The sequence below is a fragment of the Sphingomonas plantiphila genome (assembly GCF_046000505.1).
In the GTDB taxonomy this organism is placed as follows: Bacteria; Pseudomonadota; Alphaproteobacteria; order Sphingomonadales; family Sphingomonadaceae; genus Sphingomonas; species Sphingomonas plantiphila.
Genome location: NZ_JBELQC010000001.1, coordinates 1,531,103 through 1,557,029, shown reverse-complemented (window position 1 = coordinate 1,557,029; position 25,927 = coordinate 1,531,103). Strand labels below are relative to the sequence as shown.

General features: G+C 67.0%; 26 protein-coding genes. 13 read left to right on the top strand and 13 right to left on the bottom strand.

Translation table 11 applies throughout. The annotated features are described in order from the left end of the window. Positions 1 to 38 precede the first annotated feature (38 nt). On the top strand, positions 39 to 251 hold the full coding sequence (locus ABS767_RS07335; RefSeq protein WP_408077696.1) for a hypothetical protein: 213 nt from the start codon (positions 39 to 41) through the stop codon (positions 249 to 251). Position 252: 1 nt separating this feature from the next. Here ABS767_RS07335 and ABS767_RS07330 read toward each other — a convergent pair whose 3' ends face one another. Continuing rightward, positions 253 to 1,566 (bottom strand): hemolysin family protein, encoded by a 1,314-nt coding sequence (locus ABS767_RS07330; protein WP_408077695.1) that lies wholly within the window; start codon positions 1,564 to 1,566, stop codon positions 253 to 255. A gap of 129 nt (positions 1,567 to 1,695) precedes the next feature. On the opposite strand from ABS767_RS07330, the gene ABS767_RS07325 reads away from it, so the two are divergent. Further along, positions 1,696 to 2,373 carry an OmpA family protein gene (locus tag ABS767_RS07325; RefSeq protein WP_408077694.1) on the top strand — a complete coding sequence of 226 codons (678 nt, stop codon included), beginning with the start codon at positions 1,696 to 1,698 and terminating at the stop codon, positions 2,371 to 2,373. Between the two features lie 126 nt (positions 2,374 to 2,499). Here ABS767_RS07325 and ABS767_RS07320 read toward each other — a convergent pair whose 3' ends face one another. Continuing rightward, positions 2,500 to 2,949: a nucleoside deaminase gene (locus ABS767_RS07320; RefSeq protein WP_408077693.1), complete on the bottom strand. Its 450-nt coding sequence runs from the start codon at positions 2,947 to 2,949 to the stop codon at positions 2,500 to 2,502. Between the two features lie 66 nt (positions 2,950 to 3,015). After that, on the bottom strand, positions 3,016 to 3,297 hold the full coding sequence (locus ABS767_RS07315) for a hypothetical protein (protein WP_408077692.1): 282 nt from the start codon (positions 3,295 to 3,297) through the stop codon (positions 3,016 to 3,018). Positions 3,298 to 3,467: 170 nt separating this feature from the next. On the opposite strand from ABS767_RS07315, the gene rpmB reads away from it, so the two are divergent. Next, on the top strand, positions 3,468 to 3,758 hold the full coding sequence (gene rpmB / locus ABS767_RS07310) for a 50S ribosomal protein L28 (RefSeq protein WP_408077691.1): 291 nt from the start codon (positions 3,468 to 3,470) through the stop codon (positions 3,756 to 3,758). Positions 3,759 to 3,851: 93 nt separating this feature from the next. Here rpmB and ABS767_RS07305 read toward each other — a convergent pair whose 3' ends face one another. Next, entirely contained in the window at positions 3,852 to 4,826 is a 975-nt protein-coding gene (locus ABS767_RS07305) for an esterase-like activity of phytase family protein (RefSeq protein ID WP_408077690.1), read from the bottom strand. Between the two features lie 361 nt (positions 4,827 to 5,187). Here ABS767_RS07305 and ABS767_RS07300 point away from each other — a divergent pair, with 361 nt between their 5' ends. Further along, positions 5,188 to 5,583 carry a glycine zipper 2TM domain-containing protein gene (locus ABS767_RS07300; protein ID WP_408077689.1) on the top strand — a complete coding sequence of 132 codons (396 nt, stop codon included), beginning with the start codon at positions 5,188 to 5,190 and terminating at the stop codon, positions 5,581 to 5,583. A 183-nt stretch (positions 5,584 to 5,766) separates the two neighbouring features. Then, positions 5,767 to 6,303, top strand: coding sequence for an outer membrane protein (locus ABS767_RS07295; RefSeq protein ID WP_408077688.1), 537 nt, complete (start codon positions 5,767 to 5,769; stop codon positions 6,301 to 6,303). Between the two features lie 256 nt (positions 6,304 to 6,559). Here the strand turns inward: ABS767_RS07295 and phbB are convergent, their stop codons facing one another. The 5 genes from phbB to ABS767_RS07270 all read right to left on the bottom strand — a co-directional run bounded on the left by phbB (position 6,560) and on the right by ABS767_RS07270 (position 12,148). Beyond that, positions 6,560 to 7,282, bottom strand: coding sequence for an acetoacetyl-CoA reductase (gene phbB / locus ABS767_RS07290; RefSeq protein WP_408077687.1), 723 nt, complete (start codon positions 7,280 to 7,282; stop codon positions 6,560 to 6,562). Positions 7,283 to 7,312: 30 nt separating this feature from the next. Beyond that, complete coding sequence (gene hemH / locus ABS767_RS07285) at positions 7,313 to 8,317, bottom strand: ferrochelatase (RefSeq protein ID WP_408077686.1); 1,005 nt, start codon at positions 8,315 to 8,317, stop codon at positions 7,313 to 7,315. Next, positions 8,314 to 10,539 carry a xanthine dehydrogenase family protein molybdopterin-binding subunit gene (locus ABS767_RS07280; protein WP_408077685.1) on the bottom strand — a complete coding sequence of 742 codons (2,226 nt, stop codon included), beginning with the start codon at positions 10,537 to 10,539 and terminating at the stop codon, positions 8,314 to 8,316. Before ABS767_RS07280 ends, hemH begins: the two co-directional genes overlap by 4 nt. A 136-nt stretch (positions 10,540 to 10,675) precedes the next feature. Continuing rightward, positions 10,676 to 11,488: an SEL1-like repeat protein gene (locus ABS767_RS07275; protein WP_408077684.1), complete on the bottom strand. Its 813-nt coding sequence runs from the start codon at positions 11,486 to 11,488 to the stop codon at positions 10,676 to 10,678. Between the two features lie 189 nt (positions 11,489 to 11,677). Next, positions 11,678 to 12,148, bottom strand: a complete 471-nt coding sequence (locus ABS767_RS07270; RefSeq protein WP_408077683.1) for a hypothetical protein — start codon at positions 12,146 to 12,148, stop codon at positions 11,678 to 11,680. A gap of 296 nt (positions 12,149 to 12,444) precedes the next feature. Between ABS767_RS07270 and lgt the strand changes: the two genes are divergently transcribed. The 4 genes from lgt (at position 12,445) to pgeF (ending at position 15,758) form a co-directional block, all read left to right on the top strand. Continuing rightward, the gene (gene lgt, locus ABS767_RS07265) at positions 12,445 to 13,317 is read left to right on the top strand and encodes a prolipoprotein diacylglyceryl transferase (protein ID WP_408077682.1); all 873 of its coding nucleotides are present in this window, start codon (positions 12,445 to 12,447) and stop codon (positions 13,315 to 13,317) included. A 91-nt stretch (positions 13,318 to 13,408) separates the two neighbouring features. After that, positions 13,409 to 14,470 (top strand): class I SAM-dependent methyltransferase, encoded by a 1,062-nt coding sequence (locus ABS767_RS07260; protein ID WP_408077681.1) that lies wholly within the window; start codon positions 13,409 to 13,411, stop codon positions 14,468 to 14,470. Continuing rightward, the gene (locus tag ABS767_RS07255) at positions 14,470 to 14,994 is read left to right on the top strand and encodes a GNAT family N-acetyltransferase (protein ID WP_408077680.1); all 525 of its coding nucleotides are present in this window, start codon (positions 14,470 to 14,472) and stop codon (positions 14,992 to 14,994) included. Before ABS767_RS07260 ends, ABS767_RS07255 begins: the two co-directional genes overlap by 1 nt. Next, the gene (gene pgeF, locus ABS767_RS07250; protein ID WP_408077679.1) at positions 14,991 to 15,758 is read left to right on the top strand and encodes a peptidoglycan editing factor PgeF; all 768 of its coding nucleotides are present in this window, start codon (positions 14,991 to 14,993) and stop codon (positions 15,756 to 15,758) included. Before ABS767_RS07255 ends, pgeF begins: the two co-directional genes overlap by 4 nt. 4 nt (positions 15,759 to 15,762) lie before the next feature. Here the strand turns inward: pgeF and ABS767_RS07245 are convergent, their stop codons facing one another. Continuing rightward, a complete protein-coding gene (locus ABS767_RS07245; protein WP_408078665.1) occupies positions 15,763 to 16,887 on the bottom strand; it encodes an N-acetylmuramoyl-L-alanine amidase in 1,125 nt (374 codons plus the stop codon). Between the two features lie 184 nt (positions 16,888 to 17,071). On the opposite strand from ABS767_RS07245, the gene ABS767_RS07240 reads away from it, so the two are divergent. Then, positions 17,072 to 18,394 carry a cystathionine gamma-synthase family protein gene (locus ABS767_RS07240; protein ID WP_408077678.1) on the top strand — a complete coding sequence of 441 codons (1,323 nt, stop codon included), beginning with the start codon at positions 17,072 to 17,074 and terminating at the stop codon, positions 18,392 to 18,394. 276 nt (positions 18,395 to 18,670) lie between these two features. Here ABS767_RS07240 and ABS767_RS07235 read toward each other — a convergent pair whose 3' ends face one another. After that, the gene (locus ABS767_RS07235; protein WP_408077677.1) at positions 18,671 to 19,312 is read right to left on the bottom strand and encodes a GNAT family N-acetyltransferase; all 642 of its coding nucleotides are present in this window, start codon (positions 19,310 to 19,312) and stop codon (positions 18,671 to 18,673) included. A 222-nt stretch (positions 19,313 to 19,534) separates the two neighbouring features. Between ABS767_RS07235 and thiL the strand changes: the two genes are divergently transcribed. After that, positions 19,535 to 20,410 carry a thiamine-phosphate kinase gene (thiL, locus tag ABS767_RS07230; RefSeq protein WP_408077676.1) on the top strand — a complete coding sequence of 292 codons (876 nt, stop codon included), beginning with the start codon at positions 19,535 to 19,537 and terminating at the stop codon, positions 20,408 to 20,410. Between the two features lie 456 nt (positions 20,411 to 20,866). Beyond that, entirely contained in the window at positions 20,867 to 22,960 is a 2,094-nt protein-coding gene (locus ABS767_RS07225) for a sodium-translocating pyrophosphatase (protein ID WP_408077675.1), read from the top strand. A gap of 56 nt (positions 22,961 to 23,016) precedes the next feature. Here the strand turns inward: ABS767_RS07225 and ABS767_RS07220 are convergent, their stop codons facing one another. After that, positions 23,017 to 23,853 carry an endonuclease/exonuclease/phosphatase family protein gene (locus ABS767_RS07220; protein WP_408077674.1) on the bottom strand — a complete coding sequence of 279 codons (837 nt, stop codon included), beginning with the start codon at positions 23,851 to 23,853 and terminating at the stop codon, positions 23,017 to 23,019. A 65-nt stretch (positions 23,854 to 23,918) separates the two neighbouring features. On the opposite strand from ABS767_RS07220, the gene ABS767_RS07215 reads away from it, so the two are divergent. Then, entirely contained in the window at positions 23,919 to 24,929 is a 1,011-nt protein-coding gene (locus ABS767_RS07215; RefSeq protein WP_408077673.1) for a LacI family DNA-binding transcriptional regulator, read from the top strand. A gap of 6 nt (positions 24,930 to 24,935) precedes the next feature. Here ABS767_RS07215 and ABS767_RS07210 read toward each other — a convergent pair whose 3' ends face one another. Further along, complete coding sequence (locus ABS767_RS07210) at positions 24,936 to 25,775, bottom strand: aspartyl/asparaginyl beta-hydroxylase domain-containing protein (RefSeq protein ID WP_408077672.1); 840 nt, start codon at positions 25,773 to 25,775, stop codon at positions 24,936 to 24,938. Positions 25,776 to 25,927 lie beyond the last annotated feature (152 nt).

The following is a 25,927-nucleotide window of genomic DNA, read 5'->3' as shown; positions in this document are numbered from 1 at the left end:
CATTTGAGACAGTGCGCGTGTGAGCGGGGGAGGCCGATATGGACAGCGACAAGCCCTATGTACCCCCGGCCGGAATGGCCGCGATGTTTGAATGGGTGACCGTTACCCATTTCCTCGTGATTATTCTGTGCGCAGCGGGCGCCGTCGCGATCCTGTGGTGGGGGCGCCACCTGCATCGCCGCTGGAAGGAAGCGCAGGAAGAGCATGAGGCCGACGCCACCACGGCGCGGGAAGAGGACATCGACCGTTAGGTCACGCCGGCTCGGCGGTCTCGGTCACCAGCAGCTTGTCGATCTTGTGGCCGTCCATATCCACCACTTCGAACGTCCAGCCCTGTTCGACGAAGCTCTCGCCTTCTTGCGGCAGCCGCTTGAGCACCGCGAGCGCCAGCCCGGCGACGGTCGCATAATCGCGATCCTCGGGCAGATCGATCCCGATCCGCTCCGCCAGCGAATCCGCGGCGAGCTGGCCCGATACCAGCAGCGACCCGTCCTCGCGCACCGTGATCGCGGGATTGTCCCCGGGATCGGTGTCGGACAGGAACTCGCCCGCGATCGCCGCGAGCAAATTGGCGGGGGTCACAATCCCCTCGAAATGCCCATATTCGTCATGGACGAAGCCCATCGGCACCGCGGCGCGGCGCAGCGCGCCCAGCGCGTCCATCGCATCGACCTGATCGGGTAGCACCGGCGCAGTCTGCATCAGCGCACGCAGATCGATCGGCCGCCCTTCGATCAGGGCGGTCACCACGTCGCGCGCCTGCACCACGCCGATCACCGCATCGACCGATCCGTCCGCCACCGGCAGGCGCGTGTGCGGGGTCGCGGCAAGCGCCGCGCGAATCGCCGCTTCGTCCAGATTGACGTCGATCCAGTCGACATCGGTGCGCGGCGTCATCACCTCGCGCACCGGCCGGTCGGCAAGCCGCACCACGCCCGAGATGATCGAGCGTTCATGCTCCTCGATCACACCCGAATGCGTCGCTTCGGCGACGATCATGTGCAGTTCCTCGGCGGTGACGCGATTCTCGGATTCGCGCTTGAGGCCGAGCAGGCGGAAGACGAGCGCGCTGCTCTTGTCGAGTACCCAGACGATCGGCGCCGTGATCCAGGCCAGCCACTTCATCATCGGCGCGATGATCACCGCGAACGGTTCGGGCGAGCGGAGCGCAAACTGCTTGGGCACCAGTTCGCCCAGGATCAGCGAGGCATAGGTGGTCAGCGCAATCACGATCGCGAACCCGATCGTCTGCGCCAGCTCGCCCTCGACACCCAGCGCCGCGATCCGTGCGCCCATCGGTGTGCCGAGGCTCGCCCCCGAATAGGCACCGTTGATGATGCCGATCAGCGTGATCCCGATCTGCACGGTCGACAGGAACTTGCCCGGATCGGCGGCCAGGTCGATCGCGGTCTGCGCGCCGCGCTTGCCCGCGCGCACCATCGCCTCCAGCCGCGCCTTGCGCGCGGACACGATCGCGAGCTCGGACATGGCGAACACGCCATTGAGCGCAACCAGCGCAAGGATGATCGCGACGTCGATCCAGGGAAAAGGGGGAAGCGGGTCCATTGGCCTGCGCCTCCCATAATCGCATTCATCCCAGTTTCACAACGCAAGATTCAAACAGCTTTGATGCGCAACCGGAACAAGAACGGACCAACGTCCGTTTGGGGGTGCACGAATTCAAGGAGGTAATTGATGCGTATTCCAGCCAACTGGCCCCTCGTCCCCGCCATCGCCGCACTCGCGCTGACCAGCGCCTGCGTCACCGATCCGGTGACCGGCGAACAGCGGATTTCGAAGGCCGGCATCGGTGCGGTCGGCGGCGCGCTCGGCGGATATCTGCTCGGCGACATCGTCGGCGGCCGTCGCGATCGCACCGAAAAGATCGTCGGCGCCGGGATCGGCGCGCTCGCAGGCGCGGGCATCGGCGCGTACATGGACCGGCAGGAGCGTGAGATTCGCGAGCGCACCGCCGGCACCGATGTCGAAGTGATTCGCCGCGGCGACGACCTGATCCTGTCGATGCCGTCGGGGATCACCTTCGCGACCGACAGCTCGACCGTGCAGCCGCAGTTCCAGCCGACGCTGAACAAGGTCGCCGACGTGCTCGATCGCTACAACCAGACCTATGTCGACGTGTATGGTCACACCGATTCGACCGGCAGCGACGCCTACAACCAGGCACTGTCGGAACGCCGTGCGCGTGCGGTCGCCGACTATCTCGTCTCGCGCGGCGTCGAGTCGGCCCGCCTCGAAACGCTCGGCTATGGCGAGACCCAGCCGATCGCATCGAACGACACGGTCGAGGGCCGCGCCCAGAACCGTCGCGTCGAAATCAAGATCGTACCCATCCGCGACAGCGACATGCGCTGATCGAACGGGCCGAGTTTGCGAGCATCGGGGCTGCGCGCGGCAAGCGCGCAGACACACTTCGAAGGCTCGCGAATTCGGGCGGTTGCCGCTGGCGAGAGAACCGGGTCACCCGGCGCTCGCCAGCGCTCACCGCCGCGCGGCGAAGAACTCCCGCAGCAACGCCCCCGCCTCGCCTTCGCCGATTCCCGAATAGACCTCCGGTCGATGATGACACGTCGGCTGGGTGAAAAATCGCGACCCATGCTCGACCGCACCGCCCTTCGGGTCCGCTGCCCCATAATAAAGCCGCGCGATTCGGGCATGGGCGATTGCGCCGGCGCACATCGCGCACGGCTCCAGCGTCACCCACAGATCGCAATCCTCCAGCCGGTCGCGGCCCAGCGCGTGTGCTGCGGCGCGAATCGCCAGCATCTCGGCATGCGCGGTGGGATCGTTGAGCTTACGCGGCGCATTGGCGGCCACCGCCACCACGCGCTCGCCCTGCATGACGACCGCGCCGACCGGCACCTCGGCGGTCTCGGCGGCGGCACGCGCGGCGTCGAGCGCGGCGCGCATGGGTTCGGGGAGCGGAAACATCGCCCCGCTATGCCCGAACGCCTTTCGCCCCGCCAGTTGCGGCGGGGCGAGGAGGTCGTTCTTTGCTTATTGGGCGACCGGTGCCGGCGTCGGCTGCGCCTTCTGCACTTCGACCGTCGGCACCTGAATCGTCTTGTTTTCCATGGTGATGGTCGGCACCTGGATCGTCTTGTTGGTGGTACCCATGCCCACTTCGCCGACATCGGCGGCGACCGTCGGCGCCTTGCCGCCCTCGAACTTGACGGTCGGGAGCGAACCCGAATTCATGTTGATGCTGAGCATTCCCAGCGACATCAAGATGACGATCACGACGGCCGCAAGGCCCAGAATCGCTAACAATCCACGCATCGGCCCGATCTCCCTATTTCGAATCGTTTGCGAAATAACGCGCGATTCACCATAGGGGTTGCACCAACCGGGGCAATCACGCGCTTGCAGGTTGACTGCAGCCACCTGTCCCGTTATCGGGCCGCTCTTTCCCGGCGTTGCCGGACAGGCCAGAAACCTAGGATCGAACCATGTCGCGCATTTGCGAGCTGACCGGCAAGGGCCGGCAGGTGGGACACAATGTTTCCCACGCCAATAACAAGACCAAGCGGACCTTTCTGCCCAACCTGCAGAATGTGACGCTGATGTCGGAAGCGCTCGAGCGCTCGATCCGCCTGCGCGTGTCGACGCACGGCCTGCGCTCGGTCGAGCATAATGGCGGCCTCGACAACTGGCTGCTCAAGACCGGCGACGACAAGCTGTCGCTGCGCGCCCGCCGCCTGAAGCGCGAGATCGCCAAGAAAGCGACCGCCGCGGCCTGAACCCCTTGCGGGTTGCCGATTCGACCGGCCCGCTCCCTTATGGGACGCGGGCCGTTCGTCGTTTGATGACGTTCGCCACCGCCACCGTCACCGTCACAGGTCGAGGCGGAACTTGAGCAGCAGCGAACGCTGCACCATCCATTGATTGTCGTCGGACGCGATCCACAGGATCGTCTCGTCCCCTTCGCGCGTCACCGCCAGCGCCTCGAAATTGTCGTGGACCACCGGCGCGGCGAATCGGGCGATCTCGCGCCCCTGGACGATCGCACCCCGGCGAATCGCGTCGGGATCGACGAGGGTCAGGCTCGCGGTGAACACCGTCTTTAACGCGAAGCGCCGGTTGAGGATGGCGATGCGGCCATCGGGCAGTTCGGCCATATCGGTCGGCTTGAACCCGATCGGCGGGCGATAGCTGAATGCAAAGCTCGGGCGCGGCGCACGGGTCGGATCGCCAGCGAAGCGCAAGCCCTGCATCGTGCGCTTCGCGCGTGCCTGCGCATCCTCTGCCAGCACCAGAAAGCTCCCGTCGCGCAGCCGTACCATCGCCTCGGGTCCACCATTTTCGGGCCACCCGGCCATTGCCGGCGGCGACGAATGGGCCTCGCCCCGCTCGAACCCGGGGGAGAAGCGCCAGATCGCGTTCGCCCATTCGAACCCCACCCACAGCTGGCCGGTCGCGGGATCGCGCGTCAGCGATTCGCTGTCGCGCTCGCGCTTGTGCCACCCGCGTCCCGGACCGTCGGGGAGTTCGGCGAACTGCACCGCGCGCGGCGTCCAGTCCGCGCCCATGCGAAAGCGGACGATGTTGCCGCCATCGCTCAACAGCGTGAACCGCTCGCCCTCGATCAGCATCGCGGAAAAGCCGCCGAACGTCGTGTCCGGCCCCGTCAGCGCCACCCCGCCCAGATAGATCAGTCCGCCCAGCTTCACCCGCGCCGGATCGCGCCAGTCGAGCGCGACGCGCTCGGCCCGGATTTCCGCCATGCGCGACAGCAGGGGCAGCCGAGTGTCGCCGGACCAGTCGGGCAGGAACAGCAACAGCAACAGGACCGACAGCAAAATACGCATTGACCCCTTCATAGCCGCCGCATTCGCGCCGCATAGCTGAACCTGCGATAACAGCCGCGTTCAGCCAGCGTTCGCCCCCGTTCATCTAGATGACAGGCAACGGGTCGCGCGGCGCATGCCGTCGGCTCGCCCGACATGCCGACGCGCGTCGCGCGTTCCGCCCAGCATCCCGCGTTGCGTATCGGGACCGGGCGCTTCCCCCTCGAACGTTGCGACCGCGTCGGCACCCCCTTCTTCCGTCCAGGCATCGCTGAACCGCTGATAACGAGCGCATTCAGCAACCACTCAAGCCAGACATGCGAAACCCTTGTTCAACGAAGTCGGCAGGACCGGCATCGACCGAGGAACAAGGAGACACGACATGTTCAAGAAGCTTTCCCTGATCGGCGCCGCACTCGCGATGACCGGCACCGCACTGATCCCCGCCACCGAAGCTGCGGCGCAGAGCCGCTACGAATATCGCGACGGTCGCGGCTACGACCGTGGCTATGATCGCGGGTATCGCGACGACCGCCGCTACCGTGACGCCCGCCGCTATCGCGGCCAGGATCGCCGCTACCGCGGCCGGACCGATCAGCGCTGCGATTCGAGTGCGGGTACCATCGTCGGCGCGATCGCCGGCGGCCTGCTCGGCAACAGCGTCGCCGGACGTGGCGACCGCGCGATCGGCACGATCCTCGGTGGCGCAGTGGGCGCCTTCGCCGGTCGCGAGATCGACCGTTCGGGCCAGCCGCGCTACTGCGACCGCCGCCGCTGATCCGTTGATCGGATGACGATGAAGGGCCGGTTCCCGCGAAGGGGGGACCGGCCCTTTTCGCATGTCGTCGCGCCGCGTCGCGCGCATCAGGTTCCGTCAGTGGCGCAGCGCCCGTCCGCGCCGCAATACCGCCTAACCGCGGCATCGTGCCGCGACAGCAACGGTATCAAGGACGTGTACGACATGAAGAAGATCGCTCTGGCGCTCGCCGCCGCCCTAACCGCCGCCGCCACGCCAGCGCTCGCACAGGAACCCGCCGATTTCAGCGGCGCGAAGGCCAGCGTCATCACCGGCTATGACGTGGTCGACCTCAACACCCCGGGCGTGCGCAATCCCGATGGCGTGATCTACGGCATCGGCCTCGGCTACGACCTCCAGAAGGGCAGCGTCGTCTTCGGGATCGAGGGCGAGGTCGCCGATTCGACCGCAAAGCTCAAGGCAGGCGGCGCCACGCTCGCCGAAACCGGCCGCGACCTCTATATCGGCGGCCGCGTCGGCGTCGTCACCGGCAAGACGCTGATCTACGGAAAGGTCGGCTACACCAACGCGCGCATCAAGTCGGTCGCGGGCAACAGCAACGGCGACGGCATCCGCGTCGGCGCAGGCGTCGAGCAGAAGCTGACCGACACGGTCTTCGCCAAGGTCGAGTATCGCTATTCGAACTATGAAGCCGATGTGGAACGCCAGCAGGTCGTGGCGGGCATCGGTCTGCGGTTCTGAATTACCAGGGCCGGCTCGCTAAGGGGCCGGCCCGCAAATTCCTCCCCGGCACGGGGAGGGGGAGCGAGGCAACCGACTCCGGTGCAGAGCACCCTTCGTTCGCCAAAGTCGGGGTTCTGACTGGGTCGGCACGGGCAAAACCCGTGCTTGACGTCGGACGGGTTCCGCTGCGCGGCCCCGCCGTCCGTGTCGGGTCGTGCGCGATGCGCACCGGCGCCGTCCCCCGGCTTGCGCCGGGGCGACGCGCCTCGACCCGTCAGTACATATGCTGCCCGCCATTGATCGACAGCGTCGACCCGGTGACGAATCCACCCTCTTCGGAGCACAGGAACGCCACGCCGCGTGCGATCTCGTTGGCTTGGCCCAGCCGGCCGACCGGGATCTTGGCGACGATCTTCTCCAGCACTTCGGCCGGAACCGCCGCCACCATGTCGGTGTCGATATAGCCCGGTGCGATCGCGTTAACCGTCACGCCGGCGCGCGCGCCTTCCTGGGCCAGCGCCTTGGTGAAGCCGTGGATGCCGCTCTTCGCCGCGGCATAGTTGACCTGGCCGTACTGCCCGGCCTGCCCGTTGATCGATCCGATATTGACGATGCGCCCCCATTTGCGCTCGCGCATGCCGGGGAACACGCCCTTGGCCATATTGAAACACCCGCCAAGGTTGGTGTCCATGACCTCCTTCCACATCTGATAGGTCATCTTCAGGATCGTGCCGTCGCGCGTGATGCCGGCATTGTTGACCAGCACATCGACCGGGCCCAGTTCCGCCTCGACCTGCGCGATACCCGCCTGGCATGCGTCATAATCGGCGACGTCCCATTTGAACGCCTTGATCCCGGTGCGCTCGGTGAATTCGGCGGCGCGCTGATCGTTGCCCGCATAATTGGCCGCAACGGTCATCCCCAAGTCCCGCAGAGCCACGCTGATCGCCTCGCCGATTCCGCGCGTGCCGCCGGTTACGATCGCTACCCGTGCCATGAACCTCTCCTGATGAACGTTTGCCCGACGCTAGGAGACGTCCGCCCAGCCCGCAAGTTCCGATGCGACAATGCTGCGCAACATCGCGATGCCCGGCGCGCTGTCGTTGAGGCACGGCAGATAGGCGAAGTGCTCGCCCCCCGCCGCCTCGAAACTCTCCCGCCCGCGGATCGCCAGCTCCTCCAGCGTCTCGAGGCAGTCGGCCGAAAAGCCCGGCGCGACGATGGCGATCTTCTTCACGCCCTTGCCCGGCAGCCCTTCCAGCACCGCGTCGGTCGCCGGCTCCAGCCACTTCGCCCGCCCGAAGCGCGACTGGAACGTCACGATCAGCTCCATCCCCAGTGCCTCGCCCAACAGTCGCGCGGTCTTGCGGCAATGGCAATGATAGGGATCGCCCAATTCCAGCGTCCGCTGCGGCATGCCGTGAAAGCTCGCCAGCACCGCGTCCGGCGCGAAATCCAGCGCGGCCAGCTGTGCGCGCACCGACTCCGCCAGCGCGGCGATATAGCGCGGGTCGTCATGATAGGGCGGCAGCGTGCGGATCGCCGGCTGCCAGCGCATTGCCGCCAGCGCCTCGAACGCCTTGTCGACCACCGTCGCGGTCGTCGCCGCGCAATATTGCGGGTAGAGCGGCGCAATCAGGATGCGCTCGCACCCCGCATCCTTCATCGCCTTGAGCTTCGTCGGGATCGACGGATTGCCGTAGCGCATCGCCCAGTCGACCGTGACACCGGGCCACGCCGCCTGCACCGCCACCGCCTGCCGCTTGGTGATCGCGGCGAGCGGCGACCCGTCATCGGTCCAGACCTGTTGATAGGCATGCGCCGACTTGGCCGGGCGCGTCCGCAGAATGATGCCGCGCAAGATCGGCTGCCACAACAATGCGGGAATCTCGACCACGCGCCGGTCGGACAGGAACTCGCCCAGATAGCGCCGGACCGCCCCCGCATCGGGCGCATCGGGCGTACCGAGATTGACCAGCAGCACGCCCACCCGGCGCGGCGGGATCGCAGGATGAGCTTGCGGCAGCATCATTCGCCTCCGGGAATCAACGGGAGCTGCCGCAACCGCACGCCAGTTGCCGCATGGATGGCATTGGCGATGGCGGGCGCGACCGGCGGCACCGCCAGTTCGCTCACCCCGCCCGCATCGGCCTCGCTCGCGATCAGCTCGATCATGATCTCGGGCGTATCGGACAGCCGCGGCAGATCGAGATCGGCAAAGCTGCGCGCCTCGGCCATATTGCCGGTGAAGCCGGTCGTCACGCCCAGCGCCCCCGCCATCCCGAAGATCAGTCCGCCCTCGATCTGCTGCTGCACCACGTCGGGGTTGACCACCCGCCCGCAATCCACCGCCGCGACCAGCCGCTCGACCTTGATCTTCTGGTCACCACCCACCGACGCCTCGGCCATCACCGCGATATACGATCCGCGAAACGCATGGCAGGCCAGCCCCTGCCCGCTCCCCGCCAGCCCGCCCTGCCAGCCGCCCAGCGACGCGACCGTCGACAGGCACCGTGCCAGCCGCGGCACCCCGCCCAGCATTGCGATGCGAAAGCTGTGCGCCTCGATCTCCGCGACATGCGCCAGCTCGTCGATGAAGCTCTCGGTGAAGAAGCTGGTGTAGCTGTGCGCGCCCGACCGCCAATAGCCCGTCGGCAGGCCGATATCGGCAGGATGATGGTCCACCGCGAAATTGGGAATGCGATAGGGCGGTCGCGCCCCGTCCACCGCCGCCGGATCGCCCGCACCGCCGACCGCAAGCCCGGCGTCGACCGCGCTGTCCCCGCCCATCAGCCGTCGCGCCAGATCATGCCCGCTCGACGGCGCCGCGATCTTCGCCAGCCAGCCCGCGACCGCGCCGTTCGCGCCCAGCCGCGCGGTCATCCGCGCCGCAGCGGGTGGGCGATAGCGGTCGTGCAGGCACGTCTCGCCGCGCGACCAGGTCAGCTGCACCGGCTTGCGCAATTCGCGCGCGATCAGCGCCGCCTGCTCGGCGACCTGATGCTCCAGATTCTGCCCGAACGATCCGCCTGCGAATACCGGGTGGATCAGGATGCTGCCCGCATCCATGCCCAGCGCCTGCGCCACCGCGCTGCGCGCCAGCCCCGGCGCCTGGGTCGGCATCCAGATGCGGATGCGCCCGTCCTCCCACGCGGCGGTCGCGGTCATCGGTTCGATCGCCGCGTGCAGCGCCACGCCGACGCGATACTCGGCGGTGACCACGCGCGCGCCCTTGAACACCGGCGACAGCGCGCCCTCCGCGTCGATCCGCGCGCCTTCGCCGTCGAGCGCCGCGTCGAGCGCGGCCTGGATCGACGCGCTGTCGACCTTGGTCGCGACCTCGAACTTCGGCTTCATCGCGTCGAGCGCGCGCTGCGCCGCCCAGCTGTTGTTGGCCACCGCCGCGACCCAGCGCTCGTTCTTCACGATGTGCAGCATGCCCGGAACGCTCTGCGCCGCCGCCTCGTCGAGCGCGGCGAGCTTCACCGTTCCCACCGGCCCCTGCCGGATCGCCGCGAACACCATGTCGGGCAGGCGGATGTCGGCGGCGAAGCTGGCGCTGCCATTGACCTTGCCCGGCGCATCGAGCCGCGGCGCCGGTTCGCCCAGCAGCCGCTCGCCATCGCCCTCGCGCAGCGGCAGATCGGCCGGGACATCATAGTCCGCCGCCTCCGCCGCCAGTTCGCCGAACCCCAGCCGCTGCTTGCCGTTGACGACGAACCCGTCGGCGGTGCCGCACGCGCGCCAGTCGACGCCCCAGCGTGCCGCCGCCGCCTGGCATAGCATCGCCCGCGCCGCCGCGCCCGCTTCGCGCAACGGCGCCTCGAAATTGCGCATCGATGTGGAGGCACCGGTCAACACCAGCGCATTGCGCACCGCATGCGTCGCACGCAGCCGTTCGGGCAGCACGCCCGGAAACAATTCCCCCGCCGCCAGCGGATTGGCATAAAGCGGGCTGAGCGGCGCCGCCTCGACCCCGACGCGGCGCCAGTCCGCACCCAATTCGTCGGCCACGACCTGCGGCAGCGTCGTGAACACGCCCTGCCCATATTCGCATTGCGGCACCGCGACGGTCACCTGCCCGTCGGGCGCGATCTTGAGCCAGGCGCCGAACCCGGTCTCGCCCTCGGCGAGCGGCAGGTTGGGCAGATAGGTGCGCGGCCACACCGCCCAGGCGACGACCAGCCCGACCGCCGCCCCGCCGCCGATCAGCAGCGTCCGCCGGTCGATCCCTCTCAAACCCTTGCGCTCCATCGCCACGGCTCTAGCGGCGCCTCGCGGAGCACGCCACACTCAATGCGCGCCGCCGATCGGCATAGCGCTGCCGGACGAACCGGGAAGCGCCGCGACCTTACGCCGAATGCCGCAATTCATCGCGGGCGCCTTCCACTCATCCGGCGTAATCGGTCGCACGCCGAAAGGCCCGTACCATGGCCCGGCGAAACGCCTGGCGCGCTTCATGATCGTCGACGGATGCCGAACGGACCATGTCTTCGCATCCCCCCAGAGCCACCGCCCCCGCATCTTCTGCGCAGCGCGCCAGCCAGCCAGCCGACTCCGCTACCGCGCGTCGATATAGCGCCGTTGCCTGGTTGCACTGCGCTGCCATGTCGTCGCTGCATCCCATCGCGAACGCGAGATAGGCGATATAGTCCGGGTGCCAGACATCATCGTCAACTTCCATCGCAGCCGCATCGGGAACATGATTGCCGAGCAGTTCGCAGCCGCCGCCATCGATAAACGGCTCGCCGTACGGAAAGCACGACCGCGCAAGATAGCTGAACGCCTGTGCGGGCTGCGGTTTCACCGACAGCCCCTTCTGATAGATGATGCCCAGATATTTGCAGGCATAGGGGGCAATGCCGACATCATCGGACTGGCACACCCGCACCATCCGCTCCTTCGACCTGCCATAGTCGCGCAGCGTCGCGTTCAGGAAATAAAGTTTGCCCGCTTCGTAGCAGCCGCCCATCTGGAAGCCTGCCGCGCAGGACGCTTCATATGCGGCAAGCGCCGCCACGGCATCGCCGCGCTTCTCGGCCTGGACCCCGGCCCGCCAGCAGCTGTCGACATTGGTGTCGCGCGTGCAGTCTGAAGAGGCCTGGACCACTACCGCCGTTGCGCCACCGCGCGCGGGCCCGGCGATGGCCGGGTCCGACCCTGCTGACGCCGCAATCGACATGATCAACACTGCCCAACGCATCCGCATTTCCTTCTCCCCGGCTTGACGGGGCACGCCCCGCAGAGGCGCCCATGGCGGTCGAACGACCCGACCGTCCCCCTGTCCAAACGGCGATGTCGACGTTCAGATGCATTGCCGGATTCTATACGGCGGCGGCGCTGCTGATCCCGCCGGCGCACGCGGAGGATCTCGCCGAGGCTGCGCTACCGATCACCGTTCCGATCGAGTCTGACAAAGCCCGAGACAGATCAGCGCCCCGATCACGAGAACGACGAGCGATCCTGTTGCGAACCAATCGCCGGTGACGATGATCTTACCGGCCGGCGTGCGCCATTCTCGCTGACCGGCAAAGATGAACGGCACGACCAACAATCCCCGCCCCAGGAGGATGACTGCAAAAATTCCCAGTGCACCCCGGACGAAACTCAATCTGGTCCTCCGCCGAGCCACCAGGAAGCACGACAGTGCCATGCCGACGAGCAATGCCGCGATCGCGAGCGTGCCGAGCAGCGCGGGCCAGCTTCCAACGGCAGCGGAAGCAACGATCGACGGTGGAGCCCCTAATGCCGCCATCCATCGCGGACCGCCCAACCACGCGGCAAGATGCACCACGGCACCGGCCAGCAATCCAGTGGCGGAAAGATCGAGTGCCAATCCGTGCGGGGGATGTGTGCTGTTCATGCAATACACCATAAACCCGGCCCTGCCCAGCGCAAGCGGTTGACCGCAATCTCGCACATCGATCGTTTTCGGGACCTGATGACAGCTAATGACGAGAACCGCCGTTGAGCACGAACGGCAGCTTTTAGGGTGGTTGAGCCGACCCGAAGTGGTCGGGATTGGCGCGCTTGACAGCCATCCGTCCACCACACATCGCCAGGCATCCATTGGGCCGCGCACCCCCGCCCCCATCCCACCCCTTGGCCCCGGCGTCATATGCGGATAGGACAGCGCCGAACCCCCGGGGAGGCCCAACCGTGATCCTGACCGCCGCCGCGCAAGCCGCATCCTATATCCACTTCAAGGACCTCGGCCTCGATCCGGTCGCGCTCGACCTCGGCTTCTTCCAGCTCAAATGGTATTCGCTCGCCTATATCGGCGGCATCCTCATCGGCTGGTGGTACCTGCTCAAGCTGCTCGACCAGCCCGGCGCGCCGATGGCCCGCCGCCATGCCGACGATATGGTGTTCTACGCGACGCTCGGCATCATCCTCGGCGGGCGGCTCGGCTATGCGATCTTCTACCAGCCGCAGCTGTTCCTCGAACCGATCAAGCTGCTGCAATTGTGGGAAGGCGGCATGTCCTTCCATGGCGGGGTGATCGGCGTCACGCTCGCGATCCTGTGGCTATGCCGCCGCAACGGTCTGTCCTGGCTGCGCGTCCACGATTATGTCGCCTGCGCCGTCCCGTTCGGGCTGTTCTTCGGGCGCCTCGCCAATTTCGTGAACGGCGAATTGTGGGGCCGCCCCACCGACGTTCCCTGGGGCATCGTGTTCGAACGCACCGGCATGGCCGTGCCGCGTCACCCCAGCCAGCTGTACGAAGCGGGGCTCGAAGGGCTGCTGCTGTTCGCGGTGCTGTGGTTCATGTTCTGGAAGACCGACGCCCGCTACCAGCCGGGCAAGCTCGTCGGCACCTTCATCCTCGGCTACGGCCTGTCGCGCTATTTCGTCGAATTCTTCCGCGAATATGACGTGCAGTTCGACGGCACCTTCTTCGCGACGCCGGGCTTCCATATGGGCCAGTTGCTGACAATCCCGATGATCCTCGGCGGCCTCTACCTCATCGCCACCGCCAAGAAGCGCCGCGAGCGGGTCGAGCCGATAGCGGGCGGCCCCAGCATCGCCTGACGGCCGCCTGCCCTGAGCCGGTCGATATGCGCGCGCTCGCCGGGGGTGCAGGGCTTCGACAAGCGCGGCGCGAACGGTTAGGGGGACCGCGATGACCGACGTGCCGAACTCCGAAGGCCCGCTGCCCGAACGGATCGCTCGCGCGATCACGCTCGCCGGCCCGATCCCGCTCTCCCAGTTCATGGGCGCGGCCAACACGCATTACTACGCGACCCGCGATCCGCTCGGCGCGCGCGGCGACTTTACCACCGCGCCGGAAATCAGCCAGATGTTCGGCGAGCTGGTCGGCCTCGCGCTCGCCGACCTGTGGGACCGCGCCGGGCGCCCCGACGTCCATTATGTCGAGCTTGGCCCGGGCCGCGGCACGCTCGCCGCCGATGCGCTGCGTGCGATGCGCGGCGCGGGCCTCACCCCGCCGGTCCATTTCGTCGAGAACAGCCCCGCGCTGCGCGCCGAGCAGGCCAAGGCGGTGCCGCATGCCGAATATTCGCTCGATCTAGTCGGCCTGCCCGACGACAAGCCGCTGCTGGTCGTCGCCAACGAATTCTTCGACGCGCTCCCGATCCGCCAGCTGGTCAAGACGCCGCAGGGGTGGCGCGAGCGGCTGGTCGCCTGTCAGGACACGTTGTTCATCCCGGTGATCGGCAACACCATCTTCGACCCGATCATCCCGCCCGATTTCCGCGACGCGCCCGACGGTTCGATCCTCGAAACCTCGCCGCCCAGCGTCGCGATCCTGCGCGGGCTCGCCGCGCGCCTGCTCGAACAGGGCGGCGCCGCGATCGTCATCGATTACGGCTATGCCGGCCCCGCGATCGGCGACACGCTCCAGGCGGTGCGCGGCCATGCCTATGTCAATCCGTTCGAAGATCCGGGCGAGGCCGACCTCACCGCGCATGTCGATTTCGGCACGCTGATCGAGGCGGCCCGGGTCGAGGGGCTGCAGGCCTATGGCCCGGTCCCGCAGGGCGCATGGCTGCGCGAACTCGGCATCGACCCGCGCGCCGAAGCGCTGTCGCGCACCGCCCCCGATCGCGCCGGCGAGATCGCCACCGCCCGCGACCGGCTGGTCGGCCAAGAGGCGATGGGCGAGCTGTTCAAGGTCGTAGCGCTCACCGCGCCCGGCTGGCCGATCCCGGCGGGCTTCGCGTGATGGCGGTCACCACCGACATCCGCCTCGACACCCCCACCCCCGCCGATGCCGCCGCGCTCGACGCGATGGCGGAGGCGAGCTGGCGCGACACCTTCGCGCGCTTCTACAAGCCCGAAGACCTCGACGCCTTCATCGACGAGAATTTCGGCGCGGATGGTCGCCTCACCCGCGATCTCGCCAACCCCGCGATCGTGTGGCAGGTCGCACGCGCCGGGGACGCGATCGTGGGCTATGCCAAGATGGTGACCCCGACGCTCGAACAGGCGCACCCGACCGACGCACAGCTGTCGCAACTCTATATCGCCAGCGACTGGCACGGACGCGGCGCGGCGCAGGCGCTGATGGACTGGAGCATCGCCCACGCCCGCAGCCGCGGCGCCCCCGCGCTGCTGCTCACGGTGTTCGAGGAGAACCACCGCGCGATCGCCTTTTACGGCAAATACGGCTTCGTCCATGTCGGCGACTATGCCTTCCCCGTCGGCCGCCAGATCGACCGCGACCTCGTGATGCGGCTCGCGCTGTGAGCGACCTGACGATCCTCCGCGCCACCGCGCTCGACGGCGTCGCGCACGGCTTTCTCGGCCGCACCGGCGGCGTCGTCACGGGCCCCACCGCCAGCCTCGACATGGGCCGCCGCGGCCTGCCCCCCACGCCGGAGCTGCAGGAAAATCAGCGCCGCGTGATCGCCGCGATCGCCCCGGGCAGCCGCTTTGCCACGCTGCACCAGGTCCACTCCCCCGACGCGGTCATCGTCGGCAACGACTGGGACGAGGATGACCGCCCCCACGCCGACGCGCTCGTCACCGACCGCCCCGGCATCCTGCTCGGCATCCTCACCGCCGACTGCGCCCCCGTCCTGTTCGCCGATCGCGACGCCGGCGTCGTCGCCGCCGCCCATGCCGGCTGGAAAGGCGCGTTCCACGGTGTCACCGACGCCACCATCGCCCGCATGGAGCAGCTCGGCGCCAACCGCAGCCGCATCGCCGCCGCCGTCGGCCCGTGCATCGCCCGCGCCAGCTACGAGGTCGACGACGCCTTCCTCGCCCGCTTCGCCGCCGCCGACCCCGCCAACGAGCGTTTCTTCGCCCCCGGCAAGCCCGGCCACCACCAGTTCGACCTCGAAGCCTATGTCGTCCACCGCCTCGCCGCCGCCGGCCTGCGCCGGATCGAGGCGCTCGGCGCGGACACCTATGCCGATCCCGCGCGTTTCTTCAGCTACCGCCGCGCGACTCACGAAGGCGCACCCGACTATGGCCGTCAGATTTCGGTGATCGCCCTCGCCGGCTGACGCGTCACGCCAGATAGGCGCGGATCGCCTTGGCCACCGCCGCCATCACCTTGGTCCGGTTGGGGATCGCATCGGGTCCGGAGACGAGCAGCGTGTCGATCTGCTTGTTGGTGATGAACTCGGCCTCGATATAGGCGCCCAGGCACGGCTTCGGCCTGCCGACATTGCCCAGCGAGGTGTCGCGGAGCACGCCCAGCACCTTCTTGCCCGTCGCCGTGTCCGGCTTCAGCCCGCGATCTTTGGCGCCCGGGTTGATCGCCTTCATCCCCGCCATCAGCCCGACGTGGACCGCGCCGGCAAACGCCTTGTCCTGCGCTTCGTTGAGATTTCCGTTGGAGGCGGCGGCATAGAAGGTTTCGGCGCCGGTGATGCTGCGATCTCCATCCCCGTTGAAATGCAGGCACACGAACAGCCGCGCCTGGTTCGCACCGGCAAATGCCGCGCGATCGGCGATTCCGACATTCTTGTCGGTCGTGCGCGTCAGGACGACGTTGATCGTCTGCTTCGCCGCCTTCGCCTGCTTGATCAGCTCGTCGCGCAGGATCAGGCAAAAATCGAGCGTCAGCTTCTTCTCCTTGACGCCGGAATAGCTGATCGCATTGTTGGGCGAGCTGCCGCCGATCGTCGTCTCGCCGCCATGCCCCGGATCGAGCACCACCGTGCCGAGATCGACTGCGCCGGTCATGGGTTCGGGCACCGCCGCGGCCCCCTCGGCCAGCAGCTTCGCCGCCTCGGGCATCAGCGCGATCACCTTGTCGGCATAGCCCGGCGTCGGCGTATAGATCGGCCCGATGAAGCGAATATAGTCCTCGGGGGTCGCGACATTCGTTTCCCAGCCGGAATAGGGTGCGCGGTCTATGAACACCCAATAACCTCGGATGAACCCCTCCAATGTGGCGAACTTGCAATAGTCGTCTGCGCCGTCATGCGCCTGGTAGCGCACTTTCGTCGCATGGCCCGCCATTTCCGGACGCCATTTAAGTCCGCCGAAATTATAGTGAAGTTTCGCCAGATCCGACCCGCCCCTGCCGCTCTCCAGTAACCACTGCGCCAGAGTGACACTCTTGAGATAGCTGTATCTAATTGACTCCCCGGAATATATTTGAGCGAGACGCTTTATGAGAGCCATGTCGGTCATCACATCCCCCTTTTACTAGCGGCTATTGCATTGCTCCAACTTATCACGACCCGATATTCGGGCAAGAAAGTTTGTCGCCATTTCGGGGGTTGCGAACGGGTGCCATTCACCGCGCAAATCGTTACACAGGTTACGACAATGCCCGCTTCCCCTTTCGCGGGCCCGTGGAGAAGATATGACCGACCAGCCTGAACAGCCCGACGAAGCCGCCCTCACCGCCACCACCCCGCGCCGCCGCCCCAAGCCCGACATCGACACCGTCGGCGGCCGCAAGCTCAGCCCCAGCACGCTGATGATGGGCCATGGCTATGATCCGATGCTGTCCGAAGGCTCATTGAAGCCCCCGATCTTCGCCACCTCGACCTTCGTCTTTCCCAACGCCGCGGCGGGCAAGCGCCATTTCGAGGGCGTCACCGGCAAGCGCCCCGGCGGCGCCGAGGGCCTCGTCTATTCGCGCTTCAACGGCCCCAACCAGGAAATCCTCGAGGATCGCCTGGGCGTGTGGGAAGAGGCCGAGGACGCGCTCGCCTTCTCCTCCGGCATGTCCGCCATCGCCACGCTCTTCCTTGCGATGGTCAAGCCCGGCGACACCATTGTCCACTCCGGCCCGCTCTACGCCGCGACCGAAACGCTGATCGCGCGCATCCTCGGCAAGTTCGGCGTCAACTGGGTCGACTTCCCCGCCGGCGCCACGCGCGAAGAGATCGACGCGGTGCTGCAAAAGGCCGCCTCCGGCAATGTCGCGCTGATCTATCTCGAAAGCCCGGCCAACCCCACCAACGTGCTCGTCGATGTCGAGGCGGTCGCCGCCAGCCGCGACGCAATCTTCACCGGTGAGAACAAGCCGCCGATCGCGATCGACAACACCTTCCTTGGGCCCCTATGGGCCAAGCCGCTGCAGCAGGGCGCCGACCTCGTCGTCTATTCGCTTACCAAGTACGCCGGCGGCCATAGCGACCTCGTCGCCGGCGGCGTGCTCGGCAGCAAGGCGCACATCAACACGATCCGCATGATGCGCAACACGATCGGCACGATCTGCGATCCCAACACCGCGTGGATGCTGCTGCGCAGCCTCGAGACGCTCGAGCTGCGCATGTCCCGCGCGGGCGAGAATGCCGCGAAGGTCTGCGAGTATCTGCGCACCCACCCCAAGGTCGAAAGCATCGGCTATCTCGGCTTCCTGCCCAAAGGCAGCCGCCAGCGCGACATCTACGACCGCCACTGCACCGGCGCCGGCTCGACCTTCTCGCTCTATCTCAAGGGCGGCGAGAAGGAGGCCTTCGCCTTCCTCGACAGCCTCAAGATCGCCAAGCTCGCGGTCAGCCTCGGCGGCACCGAAACCCTCGCCAGCGCCCCCGCCGCAATGACCCACCTCTCGGTCCCCGACGAGCGCAAGGCGGCGCTCGGCATCACCGACAATCTGGTGCGAATCTCGATCGGCGTCGAGAATGCGGACGATTTGATCGCGGACTTCGAGGAAGCGCTGAAGGCGGTTTGATCTGATAGCCCCTCCCCTTCAGGGGAGGGGTTGCGGTGGGGCAGTCATGGCGGGCGCTTTTGGCGACCTTCGCCAACTTCGGTCACCCAGGTCTTGTACCGGGGTCCACCTCTCCAATAGCCCGTCAGTCAATGGCGTCGAGCGCACGGCCGCCCGAGCCTGCGCGCTCGGCGACCGACTGCATGCTGAACTCTCAGACGCACCCCGCTGGGTCACCTCCGAGACCCCGCGATCGCGCTACCGCTGCCTGCCGCGCAGATCGGAATGGCCTTGACGTTATGGTCTGACGAGTGAGGCCGTGGAATATGGAGAGATCGTCTCCCACCCGAGCGCCACGTAGAGGGTTCGGCCTTCTTCGGTGGCAACGAGCAATTCCGTGGCGCTGGGATTTTGCCGAGCGTCATGTAGCGTCTGCATAAGGGCTCGCCCCAAGCCTCTCCGGCGGTGGCCAGGCTCCGTTATGATGCGATCGTACACGAAGACGTCGTTGGTTTCTGCCGCGTAACCGCTCGCGGCAAGCGCGCCCGCCGCTTCGAATATCCGTGCTTCCGCCACCATGCCGTTTCGCTTGACCTCAATGGTGTATCCAAACGGCAGATGTCCGATGGGGGTCGAGGGTACAGTCCGCCGCATGAAAAAACCGGGCGCGTGCAGCTTCCAGCCGCTCGGCAACGCCGATTTCAGATCACCAGGCGCGCCGCACAGCTTCAGGAAATAGCGAGAATCGCTGATGGAGCGAGCGAGATGTTCAAGACCCGAGTTCGACTTGGCGAACACCCAGCGGGCGATTTCAGTGTCAGATTTGGTATCGACGCGAAAGCCCCCGTGATCCGGGATAGGTAACGGCAATCCACGCGCGATTGATCTGGCTGAAAGCCATGCTTTCAGGATTGCAGGATCAACGCCGTGGTTGTTCATAGGCTACGGCATAGCGGGCTGGTCGGCGAAATCCCATTCGGCTCCCGTTTCCATTTCGCCGTCGGTTTCGGGACGGCAGCTATCGCCCGCGCCCTCCCGAAAGCTGCCTGTGCATTTCCACCCAAAGCCGGTCATTCAACGCCCCGACGTTAAGCGGCCATACGTGCTACCGCCATGCTTTCGGGCCTTCTCTCGACCGAAACACTCTCGTACGAATCTCCCATGCCCGACGAGTTCGCCTTCCTCACCACCCTGCGCGCCATCGCCACGCATCCGGCGGCGGCGGGGCTGGCGGACGACACCGCGCAGCTCGACGTCGGCGCGGGCAAGCTCATCCTCACCAGTGACACCATCGTGGAAACCGTCCATTACCGCCCGCACGATCCGCCGCGATCGATCGGCTGGCGCCTCGCCGCGGTGAACCTGTCCGACCTCGCGGCGAAAGGCGCCACCCCGCTCGCCTGCCTGCTGAACTACAGCCTGTCGGGCGACGCCGACTGGGACCGCGCCTTTCTCGACGGCCTCGACGACGCGCTCACCAGCTATGCCATGCCGCTGGTCGGCGGTGACACCGTCGCGATGCCGGCCGGCGCCCCGCGCAGCCTCACCCTCACCGCGATCGGCACCGCGCCACCCAAAATCCCGCTACGCACCGGCGCTCAGGTCGGCGATACGCTATGGGTCACCGGCAAGATCGGCGGCGCCGCGTTCGGCGCGGATGGCGAGCCGCGCGACCTCGCCCGCTATCTCCACCCCGTCCCGCGCGTTGCCGAGGGACAGGCGCTCGCCCCCCTCGCCACCGCGATGATGGACGTGTCCGATGGCCTGCTGATCGACGGGCAGCGGCTGGCAGCGGCGAGCAACGTCGCGCTGACGATCGATCTGGACGCCGTCCCGCTCGCCCTCCCCGGCCCCGTGCTCGACGCCGCCTGCGCAGGCGATGATTACGAACTGCTCTTCACCCTGCCCGAAGGCATGGATTCACCCGTCCCCGCCACCCGCATCGGTATCGCCAGCCCCGGCACCGGCCTGACCCTCACCGCGGATGGCACCCCCGTCCCCCTGCCGGCCAAGCTCGGCTACCGCCACGGCAACTAACAATCCTTCCCAAAACCCCTTCAAATGTTGGACTTCTTCTGATCTACCCTGATCGATGAAGCCGACCGCATCCGCCTCGCCCACCCACGCGTCGCCAATCGGGCGCACCGCGGTCGCGGACCTGTCGCCAGCGTGTCGCTTCCCCGTCGCGCCCCGGTCGTCAGTCAGTCGCGTCCCTGTCGCGTCACAGGCGTCAGTCCGTCGCGCGCGCGTCGCCCCGGTGGCGCGTCCGTGTCGCCAACCTGTCGCGAACCCGTCCCGTAGCGGTCGCCAACCCGGGGCGTCCCCGTCCACCGCGCACGACGCCCCGCTTTTTTGTCAGCATCGTCGGACGCCCCGTCGATCCACCACGCCGCTTGACAGCCCCCCGCCCCTCTCTACGCTCCACCCCGACGCGCGTTGTACCGGGCATCAAGATCTGGGCGACCTGCGGGATTCACAGGGGAAGGATACCAGATGACGATTGTCTATATCGCCATCGTGTGCGGCGTGATCGCCGTGCTCTATGGTTTGGTGACGTCGCAACAGGTGCTGCGCGCACCGGCGGGCGACCAGAAGATGCAGGATATCGCAGCCGCCATTCAGGAAGGCGCCAAGGCCTATCTCGGCCGCCAGTACACCACCATCGCCATCGTCGGCGCGATCGTCGCCGCGGTCATGTTCTTCACGCTCGGCGGCCTCTCCACCGTCGCATTCCTCATCGGCGCGATCCTCTCGGGCGTCGCCGGCTATGTCGGCATGAACATCTCGGTCCGCGCCAATGTCCGCACGGCGGAGGCGGCGCGGGGATCGCTGCAGGGCGGCCTCACCCTCGCCTTCCGCGCCGGCGCCGTCACCGGCATGCTCGTCGCCGGGCTCGGCCTGCTCTCGATCGCCGGCCTGTTCTGGTATCTCGTCGGCCCCGCTGCGCAGGCCGCCAATGGTGAGGAGATCATCCACGCCCTCACCGCGCTGGCGTTCGGCGCATCGCTCATCTCGATCTTCGCGCGTCTCGGCGGCGGTATCTTTACCAAGGCGGCGGACGTCGGCGCCGATCTGGTCGGCAAGGTCGAGGCGGGCATCCCGGAGGACGATCCCCGCAACCCCGCGGTGATCGCCGACAATGTGGGCGACAATGTCGGCGATTGCGCCGGCATGGCCGCCGACCTGTTCGAAACCTATGTCGTCACGATCGGCCTCACCATGGTGTCGATCGCGCTGCTCGTCGGCGGACTTGCCGACGATGCGATGCTGGCACTGATGGCGCTCCCGCTGATCGTCGGCGGCGTGTGCATCATTACCTCGATCATCGGCACCTATATGGTCCGCCTCGGCTCGGGCCAGTCGATCATGGGCGCGCTGTACAAGGGCTTCTGGACCACCGCGATCCTCGCCGTCCCGGCGATCTGGTTCGCCAGCCAGTACACGCTCGGCGATCTCAACGCCGCGATCGGCGATCAGGCGTTTACCGGCATGGACCTGTTCTGGTGCATGATGATCGGCCTGGGAGTGACCGGGGCGCTGGTGTGGATCACCGAATATTACACCGGCACCCAGTATCGCCCGGTCCGCTCGATCGCCAAGGCGTCCGAGACCGGCCACGGCACCAACGTCATTCAGGGGCTGGCGATCAGCCTCGAATCGACCGCTCTGCCCACGCTGGTGATCGTCGTCGCGGTGATCGCATCGTTCCAGCTCGCCGGGATCATCGGTGTGGCGTTCGCCGCCACCTCGCTCCTCGCGCTCGCCGGGATGGTGGTTGCGCTCGACGCCTATGGTCCGGTCACCGACAATGCCGGCGGCATCGCCGAAATGGCGGGGCTGCCCGACGATGTCCGCACCCGCACCGACGCGCTCGATGCCGTGGGCAACACGACCAAGGCGGTGACCAAGGGCTATGCCATCGGCTCGGCGGCGCTCGCCGCACTGGTGCTGTTCGGCGCCTATACGGAGGATCTGACGCGCTACTTCCCCGACATCGTCGTGGACTTCTCGCTCAGCAATCCGTTCGTCATCGTCGGCCTGCTGCTCGGCGCGCTGCTGCCCTATCTGTTCGGCGCATTCGGCATGACGGCCGTGGGCCGCGCGGCGGGGGCGGTGGTGGAGGATGTCCGCACCCAGTTCCGCGACAATCCCGGCATCATGGCCGGGACCAGCCGCCCGAACTATGGCCGCACCGTCGACATCGTGACTAAGGCGGCGATCAAGGAAATGATCATTCCGTCGCTGCTTCCGGTGCTCTCGCCGATCGTGCTGTACTTCGTGATCCTCGCCGTCGACAGCCAGGCCAACGCCTTTGCCTCGGTCGGCGCGATGCTGCTCGGCGTGATCGTGTCGGGCCTGTTCGTCGCCATCTCGATGACCTCGGGCGGCGGCGCATGGGACAATGCGAAGAAATATATCGAAGACGGCAATCACGGCGGCAAGGGCAGCGAAGCGCACAAGGCCGCAGTGACCGGCGACACCGTCGGCGATCCTTACAAGGACACCGCGGGTCCCGCGGTGAACCCGATGATCAAGATCACCAACATCGTCGCCCTGCTGCTGCTCGCCGCGCTCGCCGCGGGCTGATCGCAACGACCATCACGGCCCCGCCCGGTCGACCCGGGCGGGGCTTTTTTTCAGGGTCAGCGAAAGTCGGCCACCACCGGAAAGTGATCCGACGGAAACCGCCCCCCCCGCCCGAAATCGACTGTCTCGACCGCCACCGGCGTCAGGCCCCGCGCCATGACCCAGTCGATCCGCTTGCCGGGCGTTCCGGTAAAGCCATGGAACGTCCCCTCCGGCCCTGTCCGCTCCGGCGCCGCCGTCCAGGCATCCTCCAGCCGGGCGGACAGGATGCGATGGGCCTCGCTATCCGGCCCGGTGTTGAAGTCCCCGGTCAGCAACACCGCATCCGACCCAGGCCGCTGCGCCACCCAATCGGCAATCGCCGCCGCACAGTTCGACCGCGCCGCCTCATCCTCGGCCCGATAGGGAAAATGCGTGTTGATCAACCAAAACCGCTTGCCCGCCATCGTCTCGAACAACCCCCAGGTCGCCATCCGCGGATAGGGATGCCCCCAAGCTATGCTCCCCGCCACGTCCGGCGTCTCCGACAGCCAGAAATTGCCCAGATCGATTACGCGCAATCGATCGCGGCGAAAGAACACGCCCATATGCTCGTCGCCATGTCCGCCACGCCGATCGACCCCGAACCAGGCATAGCCGGGCAGCCGTTCGAGCACATAGTCACCCTGAATCTTCCACAATTCCTGGGTGCCGATGATGTCGGGCGCCGCGCGGCGGATCGTCTCGATAAACAGGTCTCGCCGTGCCTCCCACCGATCCCGGCCGTCTTCGGGCCGCGGCAGGCGCACGTTGAAACTCATCACGCGCAGTCCGGTGCGCGTTTCCGCGGCGCGGGCAAAGCCGGGCGCCAACCCGATCGCAGTTGCAACGGCAATCACTCGGCGCCGGTCCATCGCTCAACTCCACTCTTGCCTCTTGCCAACGCTGTCACCTATGCCGTGCTGGTCAGGGGAGGCAAATGGCGCGACGGCCGACGATCAAGGAAGTTTCCAAGCTGGCGGGCGTGTCGTTCAAGACCGTCTCGCGCGTGCTGAACAACGAAAAGAACGTCAGCGACGAAACGCGCCGCCGCGTCGAACAGGTCGTGGCCGAGCTCAATTTTCGCCCGAGCCTTGCCGCACGCACGCTGGCGGGGCGCAAATCCTTTCAGGTCGCGCTGCTCTACGACAATCCCAGCCCCTATTATGTCTATCACCTCCTCGCCGGCGCGCAGGACGGGTGCGCAAAGCATGGCTATCGCCTGCTGACTCAGCCGGTGGACAGCAGCGCGCCGGCGCTGGTTCCCGACGTGACCGCACTGATCGATGAAACGCATCTCGACGGCCTGATTCTTTCGCCGCCGGTCACGGAGAATGCAGCGCTGCTCGCCGAGCTGGACCGGCGGGGTCTGCCCTATGTGCGGATCGAGCCTGGGCTGAACCGCGACCAGGGGCGGTCGGTCACGATCGACGATGCCGCCGCCGCGCAGGAAGCGACCGCGCATCTCATCGCGCACGGCCATCGCGCGATCGCGTTCGTGACCGGGCCGGACACGCACATCTCGTCGGTCGAGCGGTTGAAAGGCTATCGCGCCGCGCTCGCGGACAAGGACGTGGCGTTCGATGCCGATCTGGTCGTCGCCGGCGACTACAGCTTCGATTCCGGCCGTCGTGCCGCGCGCGCATTGCTCGATCGCCCGGCCGCGCCCAGCGCGATCTTCGCCGGCAATGACGACATGGCGGCGGGCGCGCTCGCGGTCGCGCACGAACGCGGCATTGCCGTGCCCGACCGTCTGTCGATCGTCGGTTTTGACGATTCGGACCTTGCCGCCGCCGTCTGGCCACCGCTCACCACGGTCCGGCAACCCGTCCATGAACTGGCATGCAGCGCGGCCGATCTTCTGCTCGATCCGCAACATATCCGCGACCGGCTGACCTTCGACACCCGGCTGATCGTTCGCGCCAGCACCGGCCCGGCCCCCCGGAACTAGCCCGCCTCAATCCTCCATCGCGCGCATCGCCAGGTTCCAGCGCGCGACATTGCTCCGCGCCTCCTGTACGAAGGGAGAGCGCCGGATCAGTTCGATCACCATGTCGGCGAACCACCGCCCCGGCTGGCGCAGCGGGCGGCGCAGCTGGATCAGCAGCACGACCCGCGTCCCGTCGGTCTCGTTCCACACCTCATGGTCCCAGGTGTCGTCGAACAGCAGCGTCTCACCCTCGGCCCAACGCACCACGCGATCGCCGACGCGCATCCGCACATCGCCGTCACGCGGGACGATCAGGCCGAGATGGCAGGTCAGCAACCCCTTGGTGACGCCACGATGCGCCGGGATATGCGTACCCGGGGCAAGGATCGAGAAGAACGCGCTGGTCAGCCCCGGGATGCGCCGCACCAGCGCGGCAGTGGTCGGGCAGCGCGCGATATTCTCATCGATCGCATAGCCATAGCCCCACAGGAAAAAGGACCGCCATTTGTTGATCGGCGCGATCGCGCGATGATCGGGCGAGACGAGCGCGAGCGAGGGTGCCGCGTCCTCGTGCGCCAGCGCGGTCCTCAGCGCCTCGTCGCGGATCGCCTGCCAATTGTCGCGCAGCATTTCGGTCCATTCGAACTTGCGCACATCGAGCACCGGGTCGTTGGGAACGAGCGAAAAGGCACCGATGATCCGGTCGAACGCACCGCGCAGACGCTTGCCGACGCGGATCGACAGCGGTCGCTTGTCAGGTACCGGGGCGATTGCATCGACGGTATGGACAAGGGCGAGATCGGGCACGGCGCGCGCATCGCGCACGCGCTCCCGCTTCATCGCCCGCGCCTCGTACCGATAGGCCAATCGTCTTCCCCATCCCCAATGCCACCGCGACTCCGGTCGGCGGCATGTCACTTGGGCTAGGGGTGCTATGGGTCCAAAACATGGCGGAACCCGCGCCAAAGCCGTGCGATCCCGGCATAATTCCGACGAACGCGTCCCGCTGGCGGTGGCGG